Origin of the sequence: Cupriavidus alkaliphilus, from assembly GCF_900094595.1 — a bacterium.
GTDB lineage: Bacteria > Pseudomonadota > Gammaproteobacteria > Burkholderiales > Burkholderiaceae > Cupriavidus > Cupriavidus alkaliphilus.
Window position 1 is genome coordinate 24000 of record NZ_FMAD01000015.1, and the last position, 17741, is coordinate 41740.

The following is a 17741-nucleotide window of genomic DNA, read 5'->3' on the forward strand; positions in this document are numbered from 1 at the left end:
CTTGGCTACACCGCGGCCAGCAAGTCGTCGGTATGCACCATGAGTTCACGGACCTGCCGCAACACCGCATACTGATTGAGCACGGCACGCCAGCCGGGCGCTTCCAGCAGGGCATGCCAGACCGGCTCGAGCGCGCGCGCGTCGACTGGCGTGCCCGCCATCAGGGCGGCGGCGAAGTCCAGCGTCGGCGTTGCCGACAGCAACTGCATCCGGGCGGCGGCGCTAAGCAAGCGTGGCGCCGGCTCGGGAGGCGCATCGCAGCAATAGAGCACCGTGCGGGCCAGCGCCGTGGCTGCCGAGGGCAGGGCGCACAGCGCAGCGCCTCGCAGCGGCACCGTGCCTTCGCGGGTCGCAAACGGATAGACGGCGTCCTTGTCCGCATGCGCGAGCAGGCGCAAGCCGCGCAGCAGCCGCGGAAAATCCGTGGTCGCAGCATCGACGGAGGCCTTGACCTCGACCAGCAGGCACACGTCCCAGGCCGGTGTGCCGCCCGCGGTGTCGCCGGTCGCCGCAACTTGCCTGAGCAGCACCACATCCCATTCGCTCTTGGCGTGCTGGTGCGCCGCCGGGATCGCTGCCGGTACGCGCATCGACGTCACCACGCGGTAGGGTGACGGTGCGCCCACCGCAGCGTTAAGCCGCTGCGCCAGCGCCTGGAGCGCCTGCGCGGCCAGCGCCTCGGCGGCTTCGCCACGCTGCCGTGCCGACAGCCCCTGCGCGACGGCGGAGGCGCTGCCCGAGCGCGGACCGTACCGCTCCCACAGCGTCCGGTATTCCACGACGAGCGCGTCCGACGCCAGCGCATCCAGGCGCCGCAGGCGTGCCAGAGCCGGATGTTCCAGCAGCTGGATCACGCCGCGCGCCGCCGGCGCTTCGCCCGCCGACGCAGGCGTCTGCGATATCTCCAGCAGGTGCTGCGCGGCATCGTGCAGTTCGTTCCAGGCGCCAGCGCCGGCGCATGCATGCAGCCGCGCCAGCGCCTCGCGTTGCGGGCCGGGGCCGAGGCGTTGCTGTTTGCCGGGATGGGCGAGCGCATTGACGGCGGCGTGGACGAGGCGGCGATCCTGGTCCGCACGCACGGACAGCGACGCGTACTCCCGCACCGGCGCGGCCCGATGCCGCAGCACCATGGCCTGGAACACCGGATCCCCACCATCCGCGCGCGTCGCTTCGCGCACCATGCGCGCCAGCGCGCCAGTGAAGCGGTCCTGGCACGCCACATCCGGCGTCTCGCCCCGCGCCAGCGCGGCGCGGGCCTGTTCGATCACGAGCGCGAGCGTCGTTGCCGGACTGGCATCGAGGGCGGGCTCGCAGGCACTGTCGAGCTCTGGCAGGCGATAGCGGCGCGGAACGTCGTTCAGCATCGCGTCGAGCAAGGGGTGTGGTGGCAGAGGGGGCTTGTCCATGTCGGGGGCGCATCGCGCAAATCAGGCGCGAGGGCGACGCTTGGCGAAACATTGTGCAAACCGTGCCAGGTGCCGGGCAGCGGGTCAACACGTGGAGGTCGAGTCCTTCCTGACGGTGCCCGGTGTGAAAGCACGCCGTGGCCGGATGTTGCGGTCCACTCTCTCGACAGGAAAGCCGTCCGTCACGGATGCCAGGTCGAAGGCCGCTCCATGCGTGCCACTGGCCACTGACTCCCGGCCATGGCGTAGGACAGGCGATTTGCCGCCTCCACCACCGTCTGGGCCAATTCGAGCAGACGTTCCTCTCCGAGGCGAGCGGTTGGACCCGATATGCACATCGAACCCAGCAAGCGCCAGTGCAGCCCAAAAATAGGCGCTGCGACGCTCGAGACTTCAGGCTCGCGCTCGCCCATGGACAGATGGAAGCCGCGTCGGCGGATCAGTTCGTACGGTTCTCCCGACGCCCCCGAAAAAGCCAGGATGACGCGCCCGGGCGCGCCGCAGTCCAGCGGCAGCGTCGCCCCGATCCGCACATGATGACGGATGGCTTGCGGGCCTTCGACGCGCAGCAGGCACGTCCGCTCCTGGCCTTCGCGCACGTAGAACGACGCGCTTTCCCCGGTCTTGATGGAAAGCTCGCGCAAGGTGGGTTCGACAACTTCTTGCACGTTGAACGTTGCCTGATAGCAGGCACCCAGCCAGCCTGCGGCCCGTCCTAGCCGCCAGGTCCCGTCCTCCTTCTGCACCAGGTAGTTGAACGTCGCCAGCGTCCGCGCAAGACGAAGCACCGTGGTCTTGTGGATGCCAGTGCGCCGGCTGATGTCCGCGAGGGACAACTCTGGGTCGGTCACGTCAAAGGCGCCCAGGACCTGCAGCGCCCTTTTCACTGCAATGACGCCGCCGGCACTTTCTTCGGAGTTTTGCGTTCCTTCCTGGTTCATGTGGCGAAACATGTTGCATGCTATGAAACGGCATTGTATGCCTTGAAACGATGGAGAACAATTGGCGCACACATAACACCACGGAGACGAGCGTGAATTCCCTGTGCCGTTTGATCGCCATTGCCTGTATGGCGACTGCCTCTCTGGCCTCTGCCGCGGCCCCATATCCCGGCAAGCCCATCCGCGTCGTGGTCCCGTTTCCCGCCGGGGGCGGCACCGACATCATTGCCCGGGAAATCACCAATCGTGTGGCGTTGTCTACGGGCTGGACCTTTGTCATCGAGAACAAGCCGGGTTCGGGCGGCAATCTCGGTATCGACGCGGTCGCAAAGGCGCCCCACGACGGTTACACCATCGGCATGGGACAGACCAGCAACCTGGCCATCAATCCCACGCTGTATCCCCGTTTGCCGTACGACCCCCTCAAGGACCTCGTGCCCATCGGCATGGTGGCAAGCGCGCCGCTGGTCCTGGCGACGTCGATGTCGTCGCCGTACAAATCCCTCGCTGACGTCATGACCGCCAGCCGCACCAAGCCCGGCGCCGTGAACTTCGCCTCGCCGGGGAACGGCACCGTCGCACACCTGGCCGGCGAGCAGTTTCAGCGGAATGCCGGCCTCAAGCTGACACACATTCCCTACAAAGGCGCCGCGCAGGCGGTGAATGACCTTATCGGAGGCCAGGTCGATCTGTATATGGCCTCTGTCCCGAGCCTGCTCGGCCATATCCGCAACGGCAAGCTACGGCCGCTCGCTGTGTCCTCCGCCGCCAGGGTTGGGGACCTGCCTCAGGTGCCCACGTTCGCCGAGTCCGGTGTCAAGGGCTTCGACGCCGCGACCTGGTTCGGTTTTGTCGCGCCCGCCGGCACACCAAAAGACATCGTGATTCGCCTGAACGCTGAGTTCAACAAGGCCTTGAAGCTGCCGGAACTCGCCAAAAAACTTAACGACCAGGGTGCCACCGTACTGTCGGGTACGCCGGAGCAATTCGGCGCACTGATCCGGCAGGACATCACGCGCTGGTCGGCGGTCATCAAGGCGTCTGGCACCACGCTGGACTGACACCGCCTCAATTCCCTCCCATCTTTCCGAGCCCCATCATGAGCTTGCCCAATATCGTCAAATCTTTCGAGCGTGTGCCCGCTGACATCGTCTCCCGCGCCGCCAAATTCCAGCCCGCCATCCTGGCAGACGTTGCCGGGCGTCGCGGCGCCTTGCACGGCCGCATCAAGGCGCTGCGGCCGGACATGAAACTGGCTGGGCCGGCCTTCACCGTGGAAGTCCGCCCGGGCGACAACCTGATGATCCATGCCGCGCTGGCACTGGCGCAGCCTGGAGATGTGCTGGTCATCGATGGGAAGGGCGATCAGACCTCCGCTCTGATGGGCGCCATCATGATGAATGCGGCGCGACAGCGTGGCCTGGCCGGCGTGGTGATGGACGGCGCCGTGCGCGACAGCCTCGAGATTGAAGAACTTGGCTTTCCGGTGTTCTCGGTCGGCACCAATCCGAATGGTCCCACCAAGGAAGTGGGCGGCCGCCTCGGCCATCCCGTTTCGGTAGGCGGCGTGACGATCAACCCAGGCGACTATATCTGCGGCGACGCTGACGGCCTCGTCGCGGTCGAGCGCGAGAAGATCGAGGCGCTGTTGCCGCTGGCCGCCCACAAGGAAGAGGCCGAAGCGCGGCGCATCGCGCAGATTCGAGAGGGCAATACCAACGCGCCGTGGCTGTTTGCTTCACTCGTCACTGCCGGCGTGATCAAAGAAGGTGAGGTGCTCTGATGTCCCGGCCGAGCATTCTCGTTACGGCCGCCGACCTGGCGCCCGAGGCAGTGGCGCTGCTGCATGACTATGAAGTGATCTTCGCCGGCAAGGCGCCCCAGCCGGATGAACTCATTGCATTGGCAAAGCAACACGATCCGGTGGGCATCATTGTTCGATACGGCAAGGTTGGCGAGCCAATCATGGATGCAGCCCCGGCGCTGAAGGTGATCTCCAAACACGGCAGCGGTATCGATGTGATCGACCAGAAGGCCGCCGCGGCGCGTGGCATCGCGGTCAAGGCGGCGGTGGGCGCCAATGCGGCGGCTGTCGCGGAGCACGCATGGGCCCTGATCCTGGCCTGCGCAAAATCTGTCCCGCAGCTGAACGATCGCATGCGGGCCGGCCATTGGGACAAGGCAACGCACAAGACCATCGAACTGTCAGGCCGCACCTTGGGCGTCGTCGGCCTCGGTGAGATCGGGCGGCGCGTCGTCGCCATCGGCCGGGCAATGGGCATGCGCGTGTTGGGCTTTGACCCGTTTGCCAGCACTGCCCCCGAGGGCGTCCAGTTGGTGGAACTGGCGCAACTGTTCCGCGAGTCGGATGTGGTGTCCCTGCATTGTCCGCTGACCGAGGAGAACCGGCGTCTGCTGAACCGAGACACGCTTGCGTCTTTCAAGGACGGTGCCATCCTGGTGAATACAGCGCGCGGCGGCCTCATCGACGAGCCCGCTCTCGTCGACGCCATGCGCAGCGGCAAGCTGTACGCGGCTGGCCTGGACAGCTTCGAGACCGAACCGCTGCCGTCGCCGCACCCGTTCCGCGACGTGCCGAATCTGATCCTGTCGCCGCACATTGGCGGCGTCAGTGATGCGGCCTACGTGAACATGGGCCTGGGCGCCGCCAGAAACGTCCTGGCCGTGCTGGAGGGAAGCAGCGTCGCCTGACGCCGCCCTCCTGATATGCGCGCCTTTGCTGTCCATAGGCGCGCTTCCGACTTGCCTTCCAAACAATCGCCGCGGCGAGCCTGCTGCCTCCACCCTGGGGCAGGGCAGTGCGCCGACCGCTGCGCAAGGAGACCGAAGTGAACCCTGTTCAATCCCTTGTTGCCGCCATGGTTGGCGCACTGGCCTTTGCGTTGTCAAGCCACTCTGCCGTTGCCGCCTACCCAGACAAACCGGTCCGCATCGTCGTGCCGAACCCTCCGGGCGGCGCGGTAGACGTCGTGACGCGCAAGATCGCGCAACAGTTGTCTGTCCAGCTGGGCCAGAGCTTCGTCGTCGAGAACAAGCCCGGTGCGTCCGGGACCATTGGCACCAGCATGGTCGTCAATGCGCCAGCCGACGGTTACACGCTGCTTGCGAACGACAATTCCTACACGACGCTCCCTTATGTCTTCAAGAAGCTGAGCTGGGACCACGCCTCAGCCCTGGTTCCGATCGCTCCCTTCGCCTTCTCACCGGTTGTGTTGGGGGTCAAGGCCGACTCCCGTTTCAAGGACCTGGCATCGCTCGTTGCTTACGCCAAGGCGAATCCCGGCAAGGTCACGTTCGGCACCGGCGGTCCCGGCAGCGCGCCGCACTTCGCCACGGAGGCGTTCCAGCAGGCAGCCGGCATCGAGTTGATGCATGTTCCATACAAGGGAGCGGGGGATGCCATTGTGGGCTTGCTGTCAGGCAGCGTCGATCTGTTGGTCCTGTCGACGCCAAGTGTGCTGTCCCAGGTAAAGGGAAAGCAGATGCGCCTGCTAGGCATCAGCGGCAAGGAGCGGGTTGCGGCGCTGCCTGAAGCGCCAACCTTCGCTGAAGCTGGTGTTCCCAACTTCAATCTCTTCAACTGGTCCGGACTCGCGGCGCCGAAAGGAACGCCAGCCGACGTGGTCCGGCGGCTCCAGCAAGCCGTCAGCAAGGCGTTGGAAGTGCCAGATGTCAGAGCCTTCCTCGACAACATGGGCTCCCGGCCCGGCAAGCTCGACAGCAATGGCTTTGCACAGCTGATTCAACGTGAGACGGCCCAGTGGGCATCGGTGGCACAGAAAGCCAACATCGAGAAGCAATAGCGAACGCAGGGCAGACCCGTCCAAACGAGGATCCATTCCATGTATCTCTTGCAACCGCCCGCTGTGCGGAACGCCGACGTGTTCACGACGATGCCGAATGCCTTGCGCCGCCGCGATGTGGACACGGACTGGTCGCGCGCCAACCGCGGTGGCGCGCGTATCGACGCCTTTCTCGAGGGGCCGGTCTGGGCAAATGGTTACCTGTGGGTGACCGACATCCCTTTCGGACGCATATTCCGGATCTCCACCGCGGGAGATTGGGAACTGGTCGCCGAGTATGACGGCGAGCCCAACGGCATGAAGCGACTGTCGGGCGACCAATTCCTGATTACCGACTACCGCAACGGGTTGATGGTGCTGGACGCATCGACGGGCACGGTGCGCCCCTGGCTTGAACGCCGGAACAGCGAGAGATTTCGCGGACTCAACGACCTGGTTTTCGACTCCCGCGGCAATCTGTACTTTACCGATCAGGGGCAGACCGGCATGCACGACCCCACCGGGCGGGTGTACCGGCTAGCAGCGGACGGGCGCCTGGATGTGCTGATAGCAAACGCGCCGAGTCCGAACGGACTGGTGCTGTCGTCCGACGAGAAGGTGCTCTTCGTCGCCATGACGCGGGGCAACTGCGTGTGGCGGGTTCCGCTACAGGGCGATGGCTCCGTCAGCAAGGTAGGCCAGTTCTTTACGAGCTACGGCCCAAGCGGGCCTGACGGCCTGGCCATGCGCGCGGACGGTCACCTTCTCGTTGCCAACCCGGGCCTGGGTTACGTCTGGGTGCTGAATCCGCGCGCCGAACCGGTCGAGGTCATTCGTGGCCCCGCCGGCGCCTCTCTGACCAACCTCTGTTTTGGCGGGGAGGAGGGCAGGACGCTGTTCATGACGGAATCCACCGGCAGCAGCGTATTGCGCGTCGACATGCCCGTGCCAGGCGCTCCGGTTCATGGGGGCGCGGCGGGGAAATACCATGCGTGAGCCGGACCCGTTGTTTGCCGATGCGTGTGACTGCCATATGCATGTCTATGACAGCCGCTATCCGGCAGCGCCGGGCGCGACGCTGCTCCCGCCCAACGCGACCCTATCGGCGTACCGTGCGGTCCAGCGGCGCCAGGGGACCACGCGCACCGTTGTGGTCACGCCGTCCACCTACGGACGCGACAACGCCTGCACGCTCGATGCCATCGCGCAACTGGGCAGGGATGCGCGTGGCGTTGCGGTAGTTGGACCAGATATTGGCGAAGCCGAGCTCGAGGCACTGCATCGCGCCGGCATTCGCGGGATTCGCTTCAACCTCACCATGCCCGGGCCACTCGATCTTGCTGCGCTACCCGGTCTTGCTGCCCGTATCGCTCCGCTGGGCTGGCACATTCAACTCAATATCCCCGCGGGATGGCTTACTGACATCGCGGCCACCCTCCGCGCGCTTCCCGTTGCCGTGGTCTTCGATCACTACGGGCATCTGCCATTCGGCCGGCCCGAAGGTGAGAAGGGGTATGCCGTGATCGCTGACCTCGTTCAGTCGGGCAGGGCATGGGTCAAGCTGTCCGCACCATATATCGAAACGGTTGAAGGGCCGCCCACGTACCGGGACGTGGCAGGGCTGGCGTCGCGGTACACGCGCCTGGCGCCCGATCGCATGGTGTGGGGATCCGACTGGCCGCATCCCACCGTTCAGGCGGCCGGCGGCGATCCCATCGACGACGCGAGCATGCTCGCACTCTTTCGGGAATGGTGCGGCAGCGATGCAGTGGTCCGAAAGGTGCTGGTGACCAACCCCGAAACGCTCTACGGCTTCGGCGACTGACAGACATTCCGCGTTCGCACTGTGGTTCTACGAGCCACGGGCAGTTCGCGCAACGAAAACATAGGGAGACTCCCATGCAACAACTTAGCCGCTTCCGTGGCCACGCCCGGCTGGCCCTGATCCTGGCGCTGACCGTCGCCACCGCCGGTGCGCCTTTGACCACGGCTGCGCAATCGGACTGGCCGAGCAAGCCCATCACTTACGTGGTCCCGTACCCACCGGGGGGCACCACGGATATCCTGGCGCGGCTTATCGCCCAGAAGCTGGGTCAAGCCTTGCACACAACGGTTGTCGTCGAAAACAAGCCGGGCGCTACCGGCGCCATAGGCTCCGCGTTCGTCGCCCGGGCTGCTCCGGATGGGTACACCATCCTCGGCGCATCCACCGCCTCCCACGCCATCAATCCTGCATTGAATCCCAGGCCGACCTACGACGCAGTCAAATCCTTCGCGCCGGTGGCCCTGGTTGGAACCATTCCGAGTGTTCTGGTCGTCGGGGCAAACAGCCCCTATCGGGACGTCCGTGGTCTGCTGGCGGCGGCAAAGCGTGAACCGGGAAGACTGAGCTACGGTTCGGGCGGTACCGGAACCATCCTTCAGATGTCAGCCGAATTGCTCAAGCAGCAGCAAGGCGTGCGCATGACTCACGTGCCTTACAAGGGCGACGTTCCCGCGATCCAGGACGTCATGGCCGGCCATGTCGATTTCATGTTTGCGCCTACCGCGCCCATTCTGCCCCTTGTCAAGGCCGGCAAGCTGCGGGCGCTTGCCGTCGCCACGAAGGCACGCGCCGCCAGTCTTCCGAACGTTCCGACCATGGCCGAGGCAGGTGTGGCCGGTTTCAAGGCCGAACAATGGCAGGGCATCTTCGCACCTGCGGGCACTCCGGCAGCTGTAGTGCAGAAACTGAACGCCGAAATCAACCGAGCGCTAAAAGATCCCGAGGTGCGGGCTCAACTCGATGGCCTGGGCATTAATCCAGCGAGTGGTTCGCCCCAGGCGCTCGCCGACTTCCAGAAAGAAGACATTGCGAAGTGGACGCGTGTCGGCAAGGCCGGCGGCATTGTACTGGAGTAGTGCGAAGAAGGCTTTCGTGCTCTCGCGTCCCGTGAACGAGTCCAATGCGCGCAAGAAGATGATGGAGACAACGATGCAACCCAAGACCTCGCACGTTATCAACTCCGAAAGCGCGAACTAGGCGGTGGTAATTCGCGAGAGTGGTGTCCGCCTGGACTAAAGGAGACTGACGTGTACATCGGATCGATCATGAGCGGGAACGGATGCCGCGGCAAAACGAATCCTCGTGCAGAACGCCGAGACGCTCTATGGCTTCGAGCCGCTTTAGCTCCAGGGGTTGATCCCCGCATGCCGGTGGCATAGCGGGGAGTGAGCTTGATGTACGGGCACTGGGGAGTGGGCGAGTTGCATCCCTCAGGTTCACGTTCAATTTGACATAACACTTATTATGCGAAGAAAGGATGTAGCGGCTAGGTTGTAATGTCTGGTTCTGGCTAAGTTCAAATGTCCGAGTTTGGCAGGCGCAAGCTTGACAGCTTCCACCTTGGGAGCCCGTCATGCCAGCAGGAGCCATTACCGCGACGATGCGGCAGATCGAACGGCTTAAGTTTGTTCAAGCGCTGGCCCGCTTGGCCGATCGACACATTGCAAATTTGCCGCCTGGAAATCCCGCATGCCTGGCAGGAAATGTCCGGCGCTCCTCGCGTGGAGTACTTGGCAGCGATGTAGCCGACAACGCCTATCCTCCCCGCGCGCGCCCCGCCTGCCGGGTGCTACCATTGCGCGGCATTCTGTACAGAAAGACAGATAGCCAGTCACCCGTCGCTGCGGCGACCGCGTGGTGCGATGCCATCAGATATTCCATGGAACTGCGTCAACTCCGCTATTTCGCCAAGGTGTGTGAGCTCGGCAGCTTCGGCAAGGCAGCGCTCGAACTGGGACTTGCGACCTCCGCACTCAGCCAGCAGGTCAGCAGGCTCGAACGCGAACTGTCCACGCGCCTGCTGCAGCGCCAATCCACAGGCGTGGTGCCAACCGATGCCGGACTGGCATTCCTGCGGCAGGCCCAGCTGACGCTGCGCCACGCCGACAATGCGGTACGGGCCGCGCAGCAGGCGCGGCTGTCCGGCCATGTCAGCATCGGCCTGGCGTCGACTACCGCCGCGGTGCTGGGCGTGCCCCTGCTGCGTGCAATGGCTACGCGTTATCCCGACGTACGGGTCCACGTGGTCGAGGCCCTGTCCGGGCATCTGAGCGAGATGCTCAACGCGCGCAGGCTGGATCTGGCCATCGTGTTCCGTACCGAGACCGCGCGCCGCTGGAGCGTGACGCCGCTCCTCGATGAAAAGCTCTATGTGCTCGGCGCCGCGGGCCTGCCGGGCCTGCCGGTCAGCCAGCGTGCCCGGCTCGCGCAACTGGGGGAGCTGCCGCTGATCCTGCCGAGCGTTACCCACGGTCTGCGCGCTCTGCTCGATGCGGCCTTTGCGCGGGTGCGCGTGACGCCGAACGTGGTGGTGGAGATCGACGGCCTGTCGATGCTGATGGACGCGGTGCGCGCGGGCTTTGGTGCCACCATCCAGCCGGGCGCAGCAACCGCGCGCCTCAATGATCCGACGCTGGTCCGCTCGCTGGTGGTCGACGCCCAGCTTGGACGGCACAACCTGCTGGCCAGCCTTTCCGATGATGAACTTTCGCCCGCGGCACTGGCCGCGCGGGTCGTGCTGGCCGACACCGCGCGCGGCCTGGTTCGCGACGGCGCGTGGTTCGGCGCGACGCTCCACAAGGATTGAGATCTGGACGACCGCGCCGCAATCAGCCGCCGTTCACACGCGCCGGCGCGATGGTCCGATGGCCGGCCTCAATCGACCGTAATCTTCCGCTCCCTGACGATCGCGCCCCACTTTGCGCTCTCCTTCTTCATGAAGGCAAGCAGTTCCGGCCGCGTGGTCGGCTGCGGTGTCAGGCCATGCTTGTTCAGCGCATCTTTCACCTGCGCATCGTTCAGCACCTTGACGACCTCCTGGTTCCAGCGATCGAGGATGGGCGCCGGCGTCGTGCCCGGGGCCACGAAGGCGTACCAGTTCAGCGCCTCGAAGCCGGGGTAGCCGGATTCGGCCACGGTGGGGACGTTCGGCAAGTACGCCGGCCGTACCGGACCGGTGGTGGCCAGCGGCACCAGCTTGCCGGCCTCGACTTGCGGCATCGCGGTCGGCGGGGCCGCAAAGTATGACGTCACGCGCTGGCCAAGCAGATCCTGGAGTGCTGGTGCACCACCCTTGTATGGAATGTGGACCATCTCGATACCGGCACGCTGGTTGAACAGTTCTCCCGCCAGATGGGAAGCAGAGCCAGCGCCGGTCGACGCATAGTCCACGGCGCCGGGCTTCTTCTTTGCCAGCGCGACCAACTCGGTCAGGTTGTTCACGCCGGCCCCCTTGTGCACCACCAGCATATTGGGGAAGTTCACGCCGCCCGATACCGGCGCCAGATCCTTGAACGGATCGTAGGGCAGCTTCATGAGATGTGGCGCGATGGTCAGCGGCCCGATCGAGCCGAACAGCAACATGCTGCCATCCGCGGGACCGCGGGCCACCAGTTGGTGGGCAATATTGCCGCCAGCGCCGCCACGGTTGTCGACGACTACCGGCTGGCCGAGGTTGTCCGCCAGCTTCTTGGCGATCAGCCGCGCGGCGGCATCGGCGGCGCCGCCGGCGGCGAAGCCCACCACCAGCGTAACCGGCTTGCCGCCGGCAATGGGCTGCGCTTGCGCAACACCCGATGACAGGGAAAAGCAGAGCGCGGCCAGCAAGGTTGCGCGCAGGGTCGGTCGACGGTCCATCGAATCGGTCTCCGTATTGTCGTTCTGGAAAGGGTTATTCTGGAAAAGCTTGGGGACTGGCCAGCTGCCGGGCAGCCGCTCAGTCCGCCCCGAGCCCGACCGGGTTCGGCCGGCGCTTCTCCACCGCATGGCGCAGCAGCGCGGCACTGCGGAACACGCCGTGGGCGAACTTGCCGTAAGGCATGGTGGCGAACAGCGCCATCACCGCGCCCAGGTGCAGGCACAAGAGGATGGCCATCGCCGGCGTGCCGCGGCCCAGCCACAGCGCCAGGCCGCTGGTGGCGGTAAGGAACAGCAAGGCGATGAAGCCGAGGTCCATTGGCCGCTGGCCGTGCGCCAGGTGCAGGCGGTGGCGTTGCAGGTTGAGCCAGCCGAGACCCGCGGTGCCGATCGCGAGACCGACACCACCGATGGCACCGAGCAGCTTGGGCAGGCTCGGCAGCTCATATGGCGCGTGCCAGCCGAAGGCATAGTGATAGACCGTCGCCACTGCAGTCGCGGCAAAGCACAGCAGGAAGCCATAGAACGTCAGGTGATGGAAACGCCGGCGTGACAGCGTGAAGGCGTCGTCGGCATTGTTGCAGCCGGCACCATGCCCGCCGTCGAGGTATTTCAGCCGCAGCACGGCGGCACCGGCTTCCGCCGCCGCCGGGGCGCTTACCGCGGCACCACTGGTCGCGGGGGTGATTTCGCGCCAGAACCTGCGTATCCCCATTGCCAGTGCAAGCACCACGAACCCGAACACCGGCGCAAACATCGACACCAGCAGGTTATGCGGGAACAGCGCATAGAAATTGCCAGTGGCCGGACCGGGCCACAAGGTGCCGTTGAGCGCCACGGCCAACAGCAGGAACAGCGTCAGGCCGAGTGCCAGGGCCAGCGACAAGGTGAGGCCATTGCGCCGGTACAGCGCGCCGAGCCTTGGCGGCCACGCATAGTCCTGGTAGGTCTGGCCACGGACCTCCGCCATCGCCACCGGGATGTTGACGGCAAACTCGTGCGGCGGCGCGTACTGGCAGGCATGCAGGCATGCCCCGCAGTTGTGGCACAAATTGGCCATATAGTGCACGTCGGCACGGCCAAACTCGAGCCGCCGCGTCATGGCGGGAAACACCGCGCAGAAGCCTTCGCAATAGCGGCAGGCATTGCAGATCTGCAGGATGCGCGCGACCTCGCCTTCTGCAGCCGTCAGCGGCAATACGGGATGGATCGGAATCACGCGTCGGTCAGTGCCACCCACGCCTTGCGCGTCGGCATGCGCCTGATCGACCAGTTCAGCTAGCGATGGCATCGGCCTGCTCCATGTCGAAATCGGGATGTCGGTAATCACAGGCACGCGCGGCGTTCACGCCGGCGATGCGGCCAAAGGCTGTGCCGATCGCCATGCCGACGCCCGCGGTATAGCCCTTGCCCAGCACGTTGCCGGCCATCATTTCGCCGGCGACGAACAGGTTCGGGCTAGGCCTGCCATCGAAATGGACCTGCGCCCGCTCGTTGACCCTGAGGCCGAGGTAAGTGAAGGTCACGCCGGGACGCAGCGCGTACCCGATATAGGGAGGCGTGTCGAGCGGCCGCGCCCAGTGCGTCTTGGCCGGTGCGATGCCATCGGTGGCGCAATCGTCCAGCACCGTGTGGTCGAAGGTACCGGGCCGGCAAGCAGCGTTGAAGGCTTCAACGGTCCGCACGAAGGTGGCTTCCGGCACCCCGAGCTTGCGCGCCAGTTCGTCCAGCGTATCGGCGGTCGTACCCGGGAACACCGGCGGCATGAAGCGGCCGATGGCCTTCTGGTCAATGATCGAGAAGCCGATCTGCCCTGGCTGCTGCGCGACCAGGCGTCCCCAGATCGCATATCGCTTGGGCCAGAAGTCCTCGCCCTCATCGTAGAAGCGCTCCCCGTCGCGGTTGACGACCACGCCGAGCGAGACACAGTCGATCCGCGTGCAGATGCCGCCGTCATAAAGCGGCGCGCGTGCGTCGATCGCCACCATATGTGCCTGGGTTGGATCGCCGATCGCATCGGCCCCCGCGTCGATCATATGGCGCAGCAGCACGCCCTGATTGAAGCGCGTGCCGCGGATCAGGAAGTTGTCCGACGGCCATTCGCCGCGTTCGTTCTGGCCCCAGGCTTCGCGCAGCCAGTCCCGGTTCGATTCGAAACCGCCGGCGGCCAGCACGCAGGTCCTGGCCTCGATGCGTTCGCCGGTAGCGGTCACGGCGGCGACGAAACGGTCGCCGTCGCGCTCGATGGCGGCAACCGGGGTGTCGTAGCGGATCTCGACACCGAGTGCCTCGGCGCTGCGGAAATAGGCGTTGACCAGCGCCTTGCCGCCGCCCATGAAGAAGGCATTGGTGCGCGCCACGTGCAGCGCCCCTGACAATGGCGGCTGGAAATGGACGCCGTGTCGGCGCATCCAGCCGCGGCATCGCGACGATGCACGGATCGTCATGCGCGCGAGTGGCTCGTTAGTGATGCCACCCGTCACCTTCAGCAGGTCCTGCCAGTATTCCTCTTCCGGGTAGGCATCGACCAGCACATCCTGTGGGGCCTTATGCATGCAGCGCAGGTTGCGGGTGTGCTGCGAATTGCCCCCGCGCCATTCGCGCGGCGAGCCTTCCAGCAGCAGCACCGAGGCACCCGCTTCGCGCGCCATCAACGCGGCGCACAGCGCGGCATTGCCGCCGCCGATCACCAGCACATCTTTCATGGGGAATCTCCTTGTGGGCTCGACTGTATGCAAGGCCCGACGGAGACGAAAGGTGACGGCGATTAAGACGTGTTAAGTTATTGTGAAGGGTCGGGGGTGGTGACCGGCGCCGCCGGACGACAGGGCAAGATCCACGAACTGGGGATCCCTACTCCTTCGCGTTCACGGCTGATGTCCCCATCCAGCCTGGGCAGATTTCCCCATGCCCGAGCCCCGAGGTCGGCGCTCTTCATCCGCCCGCTCAGCTGAGCGCCTGCGCCACCCCGGCCTGCGCATGGAGCGCCGTGGTATCGAACACCGGCAGCGCTACATCCCCCTGGCCGATCAGCAGCGTGATTTCCGTGCAGCCAAGGATCACGCCTTCGGCGCCTTGCGCCGCGAGACCGGCAATGATGCGCTGGTAGTCAGCCCGGGCGCCGTCGCGCACGATGCCGTGGCAGAGTTCTTCATAGATGATTGCATGAGCCTGTTCGCGCCCGGCCAGGTCCGGCACGACGACGTCGATCCCGTGCATGTCGCGCATCCGCCCGCGGTAGAAGTCCTGCTCCATGGTGAAGCGGGTGCCAAGCAGGCCTACGCGTCGGATACCGGCCGTGCGCAAGGCGTGCGCAGTCGGGTCGACGATATGGAGGAACGGGACGGTAAGCGCCGCTTCGATCGCCGGCGCCACCCGATGCATGGTGTTGGTACAGAGCAGCACGAAATCGGCGCCGCCGGCCTGGACCCGCCGCGCGGCTTGCTGCATCAACTGCGCAAGCTCGTCCCATTGACCGGCGTGCTGCAAGGTCTTGATCTCTTCGAAGCAGACGGTGGCCATCAGGCTGCGGGCGTTGTTGTGGCCACCCAGCCGTGCTTTCATTTCCTGGTTGATCAGTCGGTAGTATTCGGCCGAGGATTCCCAGCTCATGCCGCCGATCAGGCCGATGGTCTTCATGTTCCGCTTCTCCTTGCGCAAGGATCTCGTAATCTTGAAAAAGACTAGCAGCGCAGGGCGATGTCAGACATGAACAGTTTCGCTGAATTCGCCCTGACCAGTGCTGGCTCGAATCGCGATAAAGCGAGATTCATCGGCCCCGGCTCTCGCAAGGCAATGGATGCGGCTTGCGACATTGTAAAGGTGACGCACATCCTGGCTCCGCGCGCGCCCTTGCCACCGCGATGCCATCCCAATGCCAACAGCGGGGACGGCCGAAACCGTACCCCGCTGCCCTCTTCCCCCAAAAAAACTCAGGGCTTGACCGCGATCGCCCCGATCTCCACGGCGACATCGCGCGGCAGGCGCGCGACCTGCACCGTTGCCCGTGCCGGCGCGACGCCGGTGAAGTAGGTCCCGTAGACCTCGTTCATCTTGGCGAAGTCGTTCAGGTCCTTCATGTAGACGGTGGTGGAAACGACGTCGGCCATGGTCATGCCGTCGGCCGCCAGCACGGCCTTCAGGTTATCGAGCACCAGCCGGGTCTGGGCTTCGATGGGGGCATCCTTGAGCAGTTCGCCGGTCTTCGGATGGATCGGGATCTGGCCGGCAAGATACAGCACGTTGCCGGCGCGCACGGCCTGGGAGTATGGGCCGATGGCCTTGGGGGCATCGGCCGAGGCGACGGCGCGCAGCGTGCCGCCGTGCTGGGCGCAGGCCGAGAGCGATGCCACGCCGCACAGCGCCGCGGCCATCAGAGCAATAGATCGTTTCATGGGCTTGACTCTTGTCGTGTTGAAACGGGACCGGTTACGCCATGGCACCGGACAGGGTCCACATCGAATCGACCAGCCGGTCGATGTCGTTCGCGTCGTGCCACAGGTGCGTGGAGATGCGGATGCCATAGTGCTGGGCCGGCGCGCCGATGACCTCGAAGTTCACCGAGCGGATCACGAAACCCGGCGCAAAGTCGCTCAGCATGCGGTTCACGAACAGCGTGGCTTTTTGCTGGTTCATGGCATCGTCGCGATTGCGGAACGGGTTGAAGCAGGTCAGCGCGGACAGCAGCTTCGGATCGTCCTTGGGCGAGTACAGCGACTCGACGCCCCAGCGCTCGACGATCTTCTCCTTCAGGTACGACGACAGCGTCAGGTCGTAGGTCTCGATCTTCTTCCGGCCGATGGTGTCCCACATCTCGCACGCGCGGGCCAGCGCACGGAACATCGGCACATGAAGGCTGCCGCAGGACGTCACCGTGGCGGCGATGTCATAGGCACCGCGCGCCTGCCGGACATAAGAGCTGGTATGGATCGGATACCACTCCGGCAGCGGCAGCGGATTGGACGGGCGCATCTTGTTGCGGATCACCAGGATGCCGGTGGAACCCGGGCCGCACTGCCATTTGTGGCCGGCCCCGGACATAAAGTCCATGCCCAGCGCGCCGTAGTCGTACGCCATCATGCCAGGCAGGTGGGCGCCGTCGACAATGCTGATCAGGCTGTGCGCCTTCACCACCTGCATCAGGTCGGCGATCGGCAGCATGGTGCCGGTCTTGTAGGTCGGCGACGACCACATCATCGCGCGCACCCGCTTGCCCTGCCCCTTGAGCGCACGGATGCGCTCGTCGAACAGCTGGACATAAGTGCTCGCGGTCTGATTGTTGCCGACCGGCAGCGCAATGGTCGAGATCTCGATGCCGTAGCGGTCCACCGCGATATTGAGCGGAGTCAGGCCGCCGCCGTGTTCGTGGTTGGTGGTGACCACCACATCGCCCGGCTCCCACTTGATGCCGAGGATCGCATGGCACATGCCCGACGAGGTATTGCCGGAGAATGCCACTTCGTCGCCGTCGACGCCGAAGCCCTTGGCCACCGCCGCGCGCAGGTCGGCGAGGTTGCCGTAGCCGCTCGATGAATCCGCGGCCTTGGCCAGGTTTTCCTGGCTGAAGACGTCGAGCACCACCTTGGGCATCGAGCCGCCGGTGCCGATGTTCATGTAGACCTTCTCGGGCTTGAGCACGAACATGCCCTGCACCTCGTTCCAGAAGGCTTCGTCCTGCGCCAGCTGCGAACGCAGGTCAGACGATGCCGCCGAGGCGTCGTCCGAACAGGCGCTGATCAGCGGCGCCAGCGCCAGCGAGCCGGCGCCGTAGGCCAGCATGCGCAGGAAATCGCGCCGCTTGGGCGTCCACGTCGCCAGTTCTTCCGGATGCGGTGGCGTCGCGACAGCCGCTCTCTGCTTTTGCTTCAGCTCGTCCATGGTGCTCTCCCGTTGTGTCCTACGTTCGGCGCAT

Annotated in this window: 16 protein-coding genes; 8 read left to right on the top strand and 8 right to left on the bottom strand. The window is 65.2% G+C overall.

Annotated features, from left to right (window positions below):
* Nucleotides 1-5: 5 nt before the first annotated feature.
* Together GA0116996_RS24685 and GA0116996_RS24690 are read right to left on the bottom strand one after the other, a co-directional pair.
* A complete protein-coding gene (locus tag GA0116996_RS24685) occupies nucleotides 6-1406 on the bottom strand; it encodes a 3-deoxy-D-arabino-heptulosonate 7-phosphate synthase (RefSeq protein ID WP_092316845.1) in 1401 nt (466 codons plus the stop codon).
* 182 nt (nucleotides 1407-1588) lie between these two features.
* Complete coding sequence (locus tag GA0116996_RS24690) at nucleotides 1589-2359, bottom strand: IclR family transcriptional regulator (RefSeq protein ID WP_092316848.1); 771 nt, start codon at nucleotides 2357-2359, stop codon at nucleotides 1589-1591.
* 116 nt (nucleotides 2360-2475) lie between these two features.
* On the opposite strand from GA0116996_RS24690, the gene GA0116996_RS24695 reads away from it, so the two are divergent.
* The 8 genes from GA0116996_RS24695 to GA0116996_RS24730 all read left to right on the top strand — a co-directional run bounded on the left by GA0116996_RS24695 (nucleotide 2476) and on the right by GA0116996_RS24730 (nucleotide 10781).
* Entirely contained in the window at nucleotides 2476-3408 is a 933-nt protein-coding gene (locus tag GA0116996_RS24695; protein WP_092317140.1) for a Bug family tripartite tricarboxylate transporter substrate binding protein, read from the top strand.
* Nucleotides 3409-3446: 38 nt separating this feature from the next.
* On the top strand, nucleotides 3447-4130 hold the full coding sequence (locus GA0116996_RS24700) for an RraA family protein (RefSeq protein WP_092316851.1): 684 nt from the start codon (nucleotides 3447-3449) through the stop codon (nucleotides 4128-4130).
* Nucleotides 4130-5059, top strand: a complete 930-nt coding sequence (locus tag GA0116996_RS24705; RefSeq protein WP_092316854.1) for a hydroxyacid dehydrogenase — start codon at nucleotides 4130-4132, stop codon at nucleotides 5057-5059. Before GA0116996_RS24700 ends, GA0116996_RS24705 begins: the two co-directional genes overlap by 1 nt.
* 167 nt (nucleotides 5060-5226) lie before the next feature.
* Nucleotides 5227-6171, top strand: coding sequence for a Bug family tripartite tricarboxylate transporter substrate binding protein (locus GA0116996_RS24710; RefSeq protein ID WP_092317143.1), 945 nt, complete (start codon nucleotides 5227-5229; stop codon nucleotides 6169-6171).
* Nucleotides 6172-6210: 39 nt separating this feature from the next.
* Nucleotides 6211-7146, top strand: a complete 936-nt coding sequence (locus GA0116996_RS24715; RefSeq protein ID WP_092316856.1) for an SMP-30/gluconolactonase/LRE family protein — start codon at nucleotides 6211-6213, stop codon at nucleotides 7144-7146.
* Nucleotides 7139-7975: an amidohydrolase family protein gene (locus tag GA0116996_RS24720; RefSeq protein ID WP_244159979.1), complete on the top strand. Its 837-nt coding sequence runs from the start codon at nucleotides 7139-7141 to the stop codon at nucleotides 7973-7975. Before GA0116996_RS24715 ends, GA0116996_RS24720 begins: the two co-directional genes overlap by 8 nt.
* Before the next feature lie 74 nt (nucleotides 7976-8049).
* Entirely contained in the window at nucleotides 8050-9051 is a 1002-nt protein-coding gene (locus tag GA0116996_RS24725; RefSeq protein ID WP_092316859.1) for a Bug family tripartite tricarboxylate transporter substrate binding protein, read from the top strand.
* Between the two features lie 803 nt (nucleotides 9052-9854).
* Nucleotides 9855-10781, top strand: a complete 927-nt coding sequence (locus tag GA0116996_RS24730; protein WP_092316862.1) for a LysR family transcriptional regulator — start codon at nucleotides 9855-9857, stop codon at nucleotides 10779-10781.
* A gap of 68 nt (nucleotides 10782-10849) precedes the next feature.
* Here GA0116996_RS24730 and GA0116996_RS24735 read toward each other — a convergent pair whose 3' ends face one another.
* The 6 genes from GA0116996_RS24735 to GA0116996_RS24760 form a co-directional block, all read right to left on the bottom strand.
* Nucleotides 10850-11830 carry a Bug family tripartite tricarboxylate transporter substrate binding protein gene (locus tag GA0116996_RS24735; RefSeq protein WP_092316865.1) on the bottom strand — a complete coding sequence of 327 codons (981 nt, stop codon included), beginning with the start codon at nucleotides 11828-11830 and terminating at the stop codon, nucleotides 10850-10852.
* Nucleotides 11831-11909: 79 nt separating this feature from the next.
* Nucleotides 11910-13121: a tricarballylate utilization 4Fe-4S protein TcuB gene (tcuB, locus tag GA0116996_RS24740; RefSeq protein ID WP_141693765.1), complete on the bottom strand. Its 1212-nt coding sequence runs from the start codon at nucleotides 13119-13121 to the stop codon at nucleotides 11910-11912.
* The gene (gene tcuA / locus GA0116996_RS24745) at nucleotides 13105-14535 is read right to left on the bottom strand and encodes an FAD-dependent tricarballylate dehydrogenase TcuA (RefSeq protein ID WP_092316868.1); all 1431 of its coding nucleotides are present in this window, start codon (nucleotides 14533-14535) and stop codon (nucleotides 13105-13107) included. Before tcuA ends, tcuB begins: the two co-directional genes overlap by 17 nt.
* A 241-nt stretch (nucleotides 14536-14776) precedes the next feature.
* Complete coding sequence (locus GA0116996_RS24750; RefSeq protein WP_092316871.1) at nucleotides 14777-15469, bottom strand: aspartate/glutamate racemase family protein; 693 nt, start codon at nucleotides 15467-15469, stop codon at nucleotides 14777-14779.
* Between the two features lie 293 nt (nucleotides 15470-15762).
* Complete coding sequence (locus tag GA0116996_RS24755) at nucleotides 15763-16224, bottom strand: RidA family protein (RefSeq protein ID WP_092316874.1); 462 nt, start codon at nucleotides 16222-16224, stop codon at nucleotides 15763-15765.
* 34 nt (nucleotides 16225-16258) lie between these two features.
* A complete protein-coding gene (locus GA0116996_RS24760; RefSeq protein WP_092316877.1) occupies nucleotides 16259-17707 on the bottom strand; it encodes an aminotransferase class V-fold PLP-dependent enzyme in 1449 nt (482 codons plus the stop codon).
* Between the last annotated feature and the right edge of the window lie 34 nt (nucleotides 17708-17741).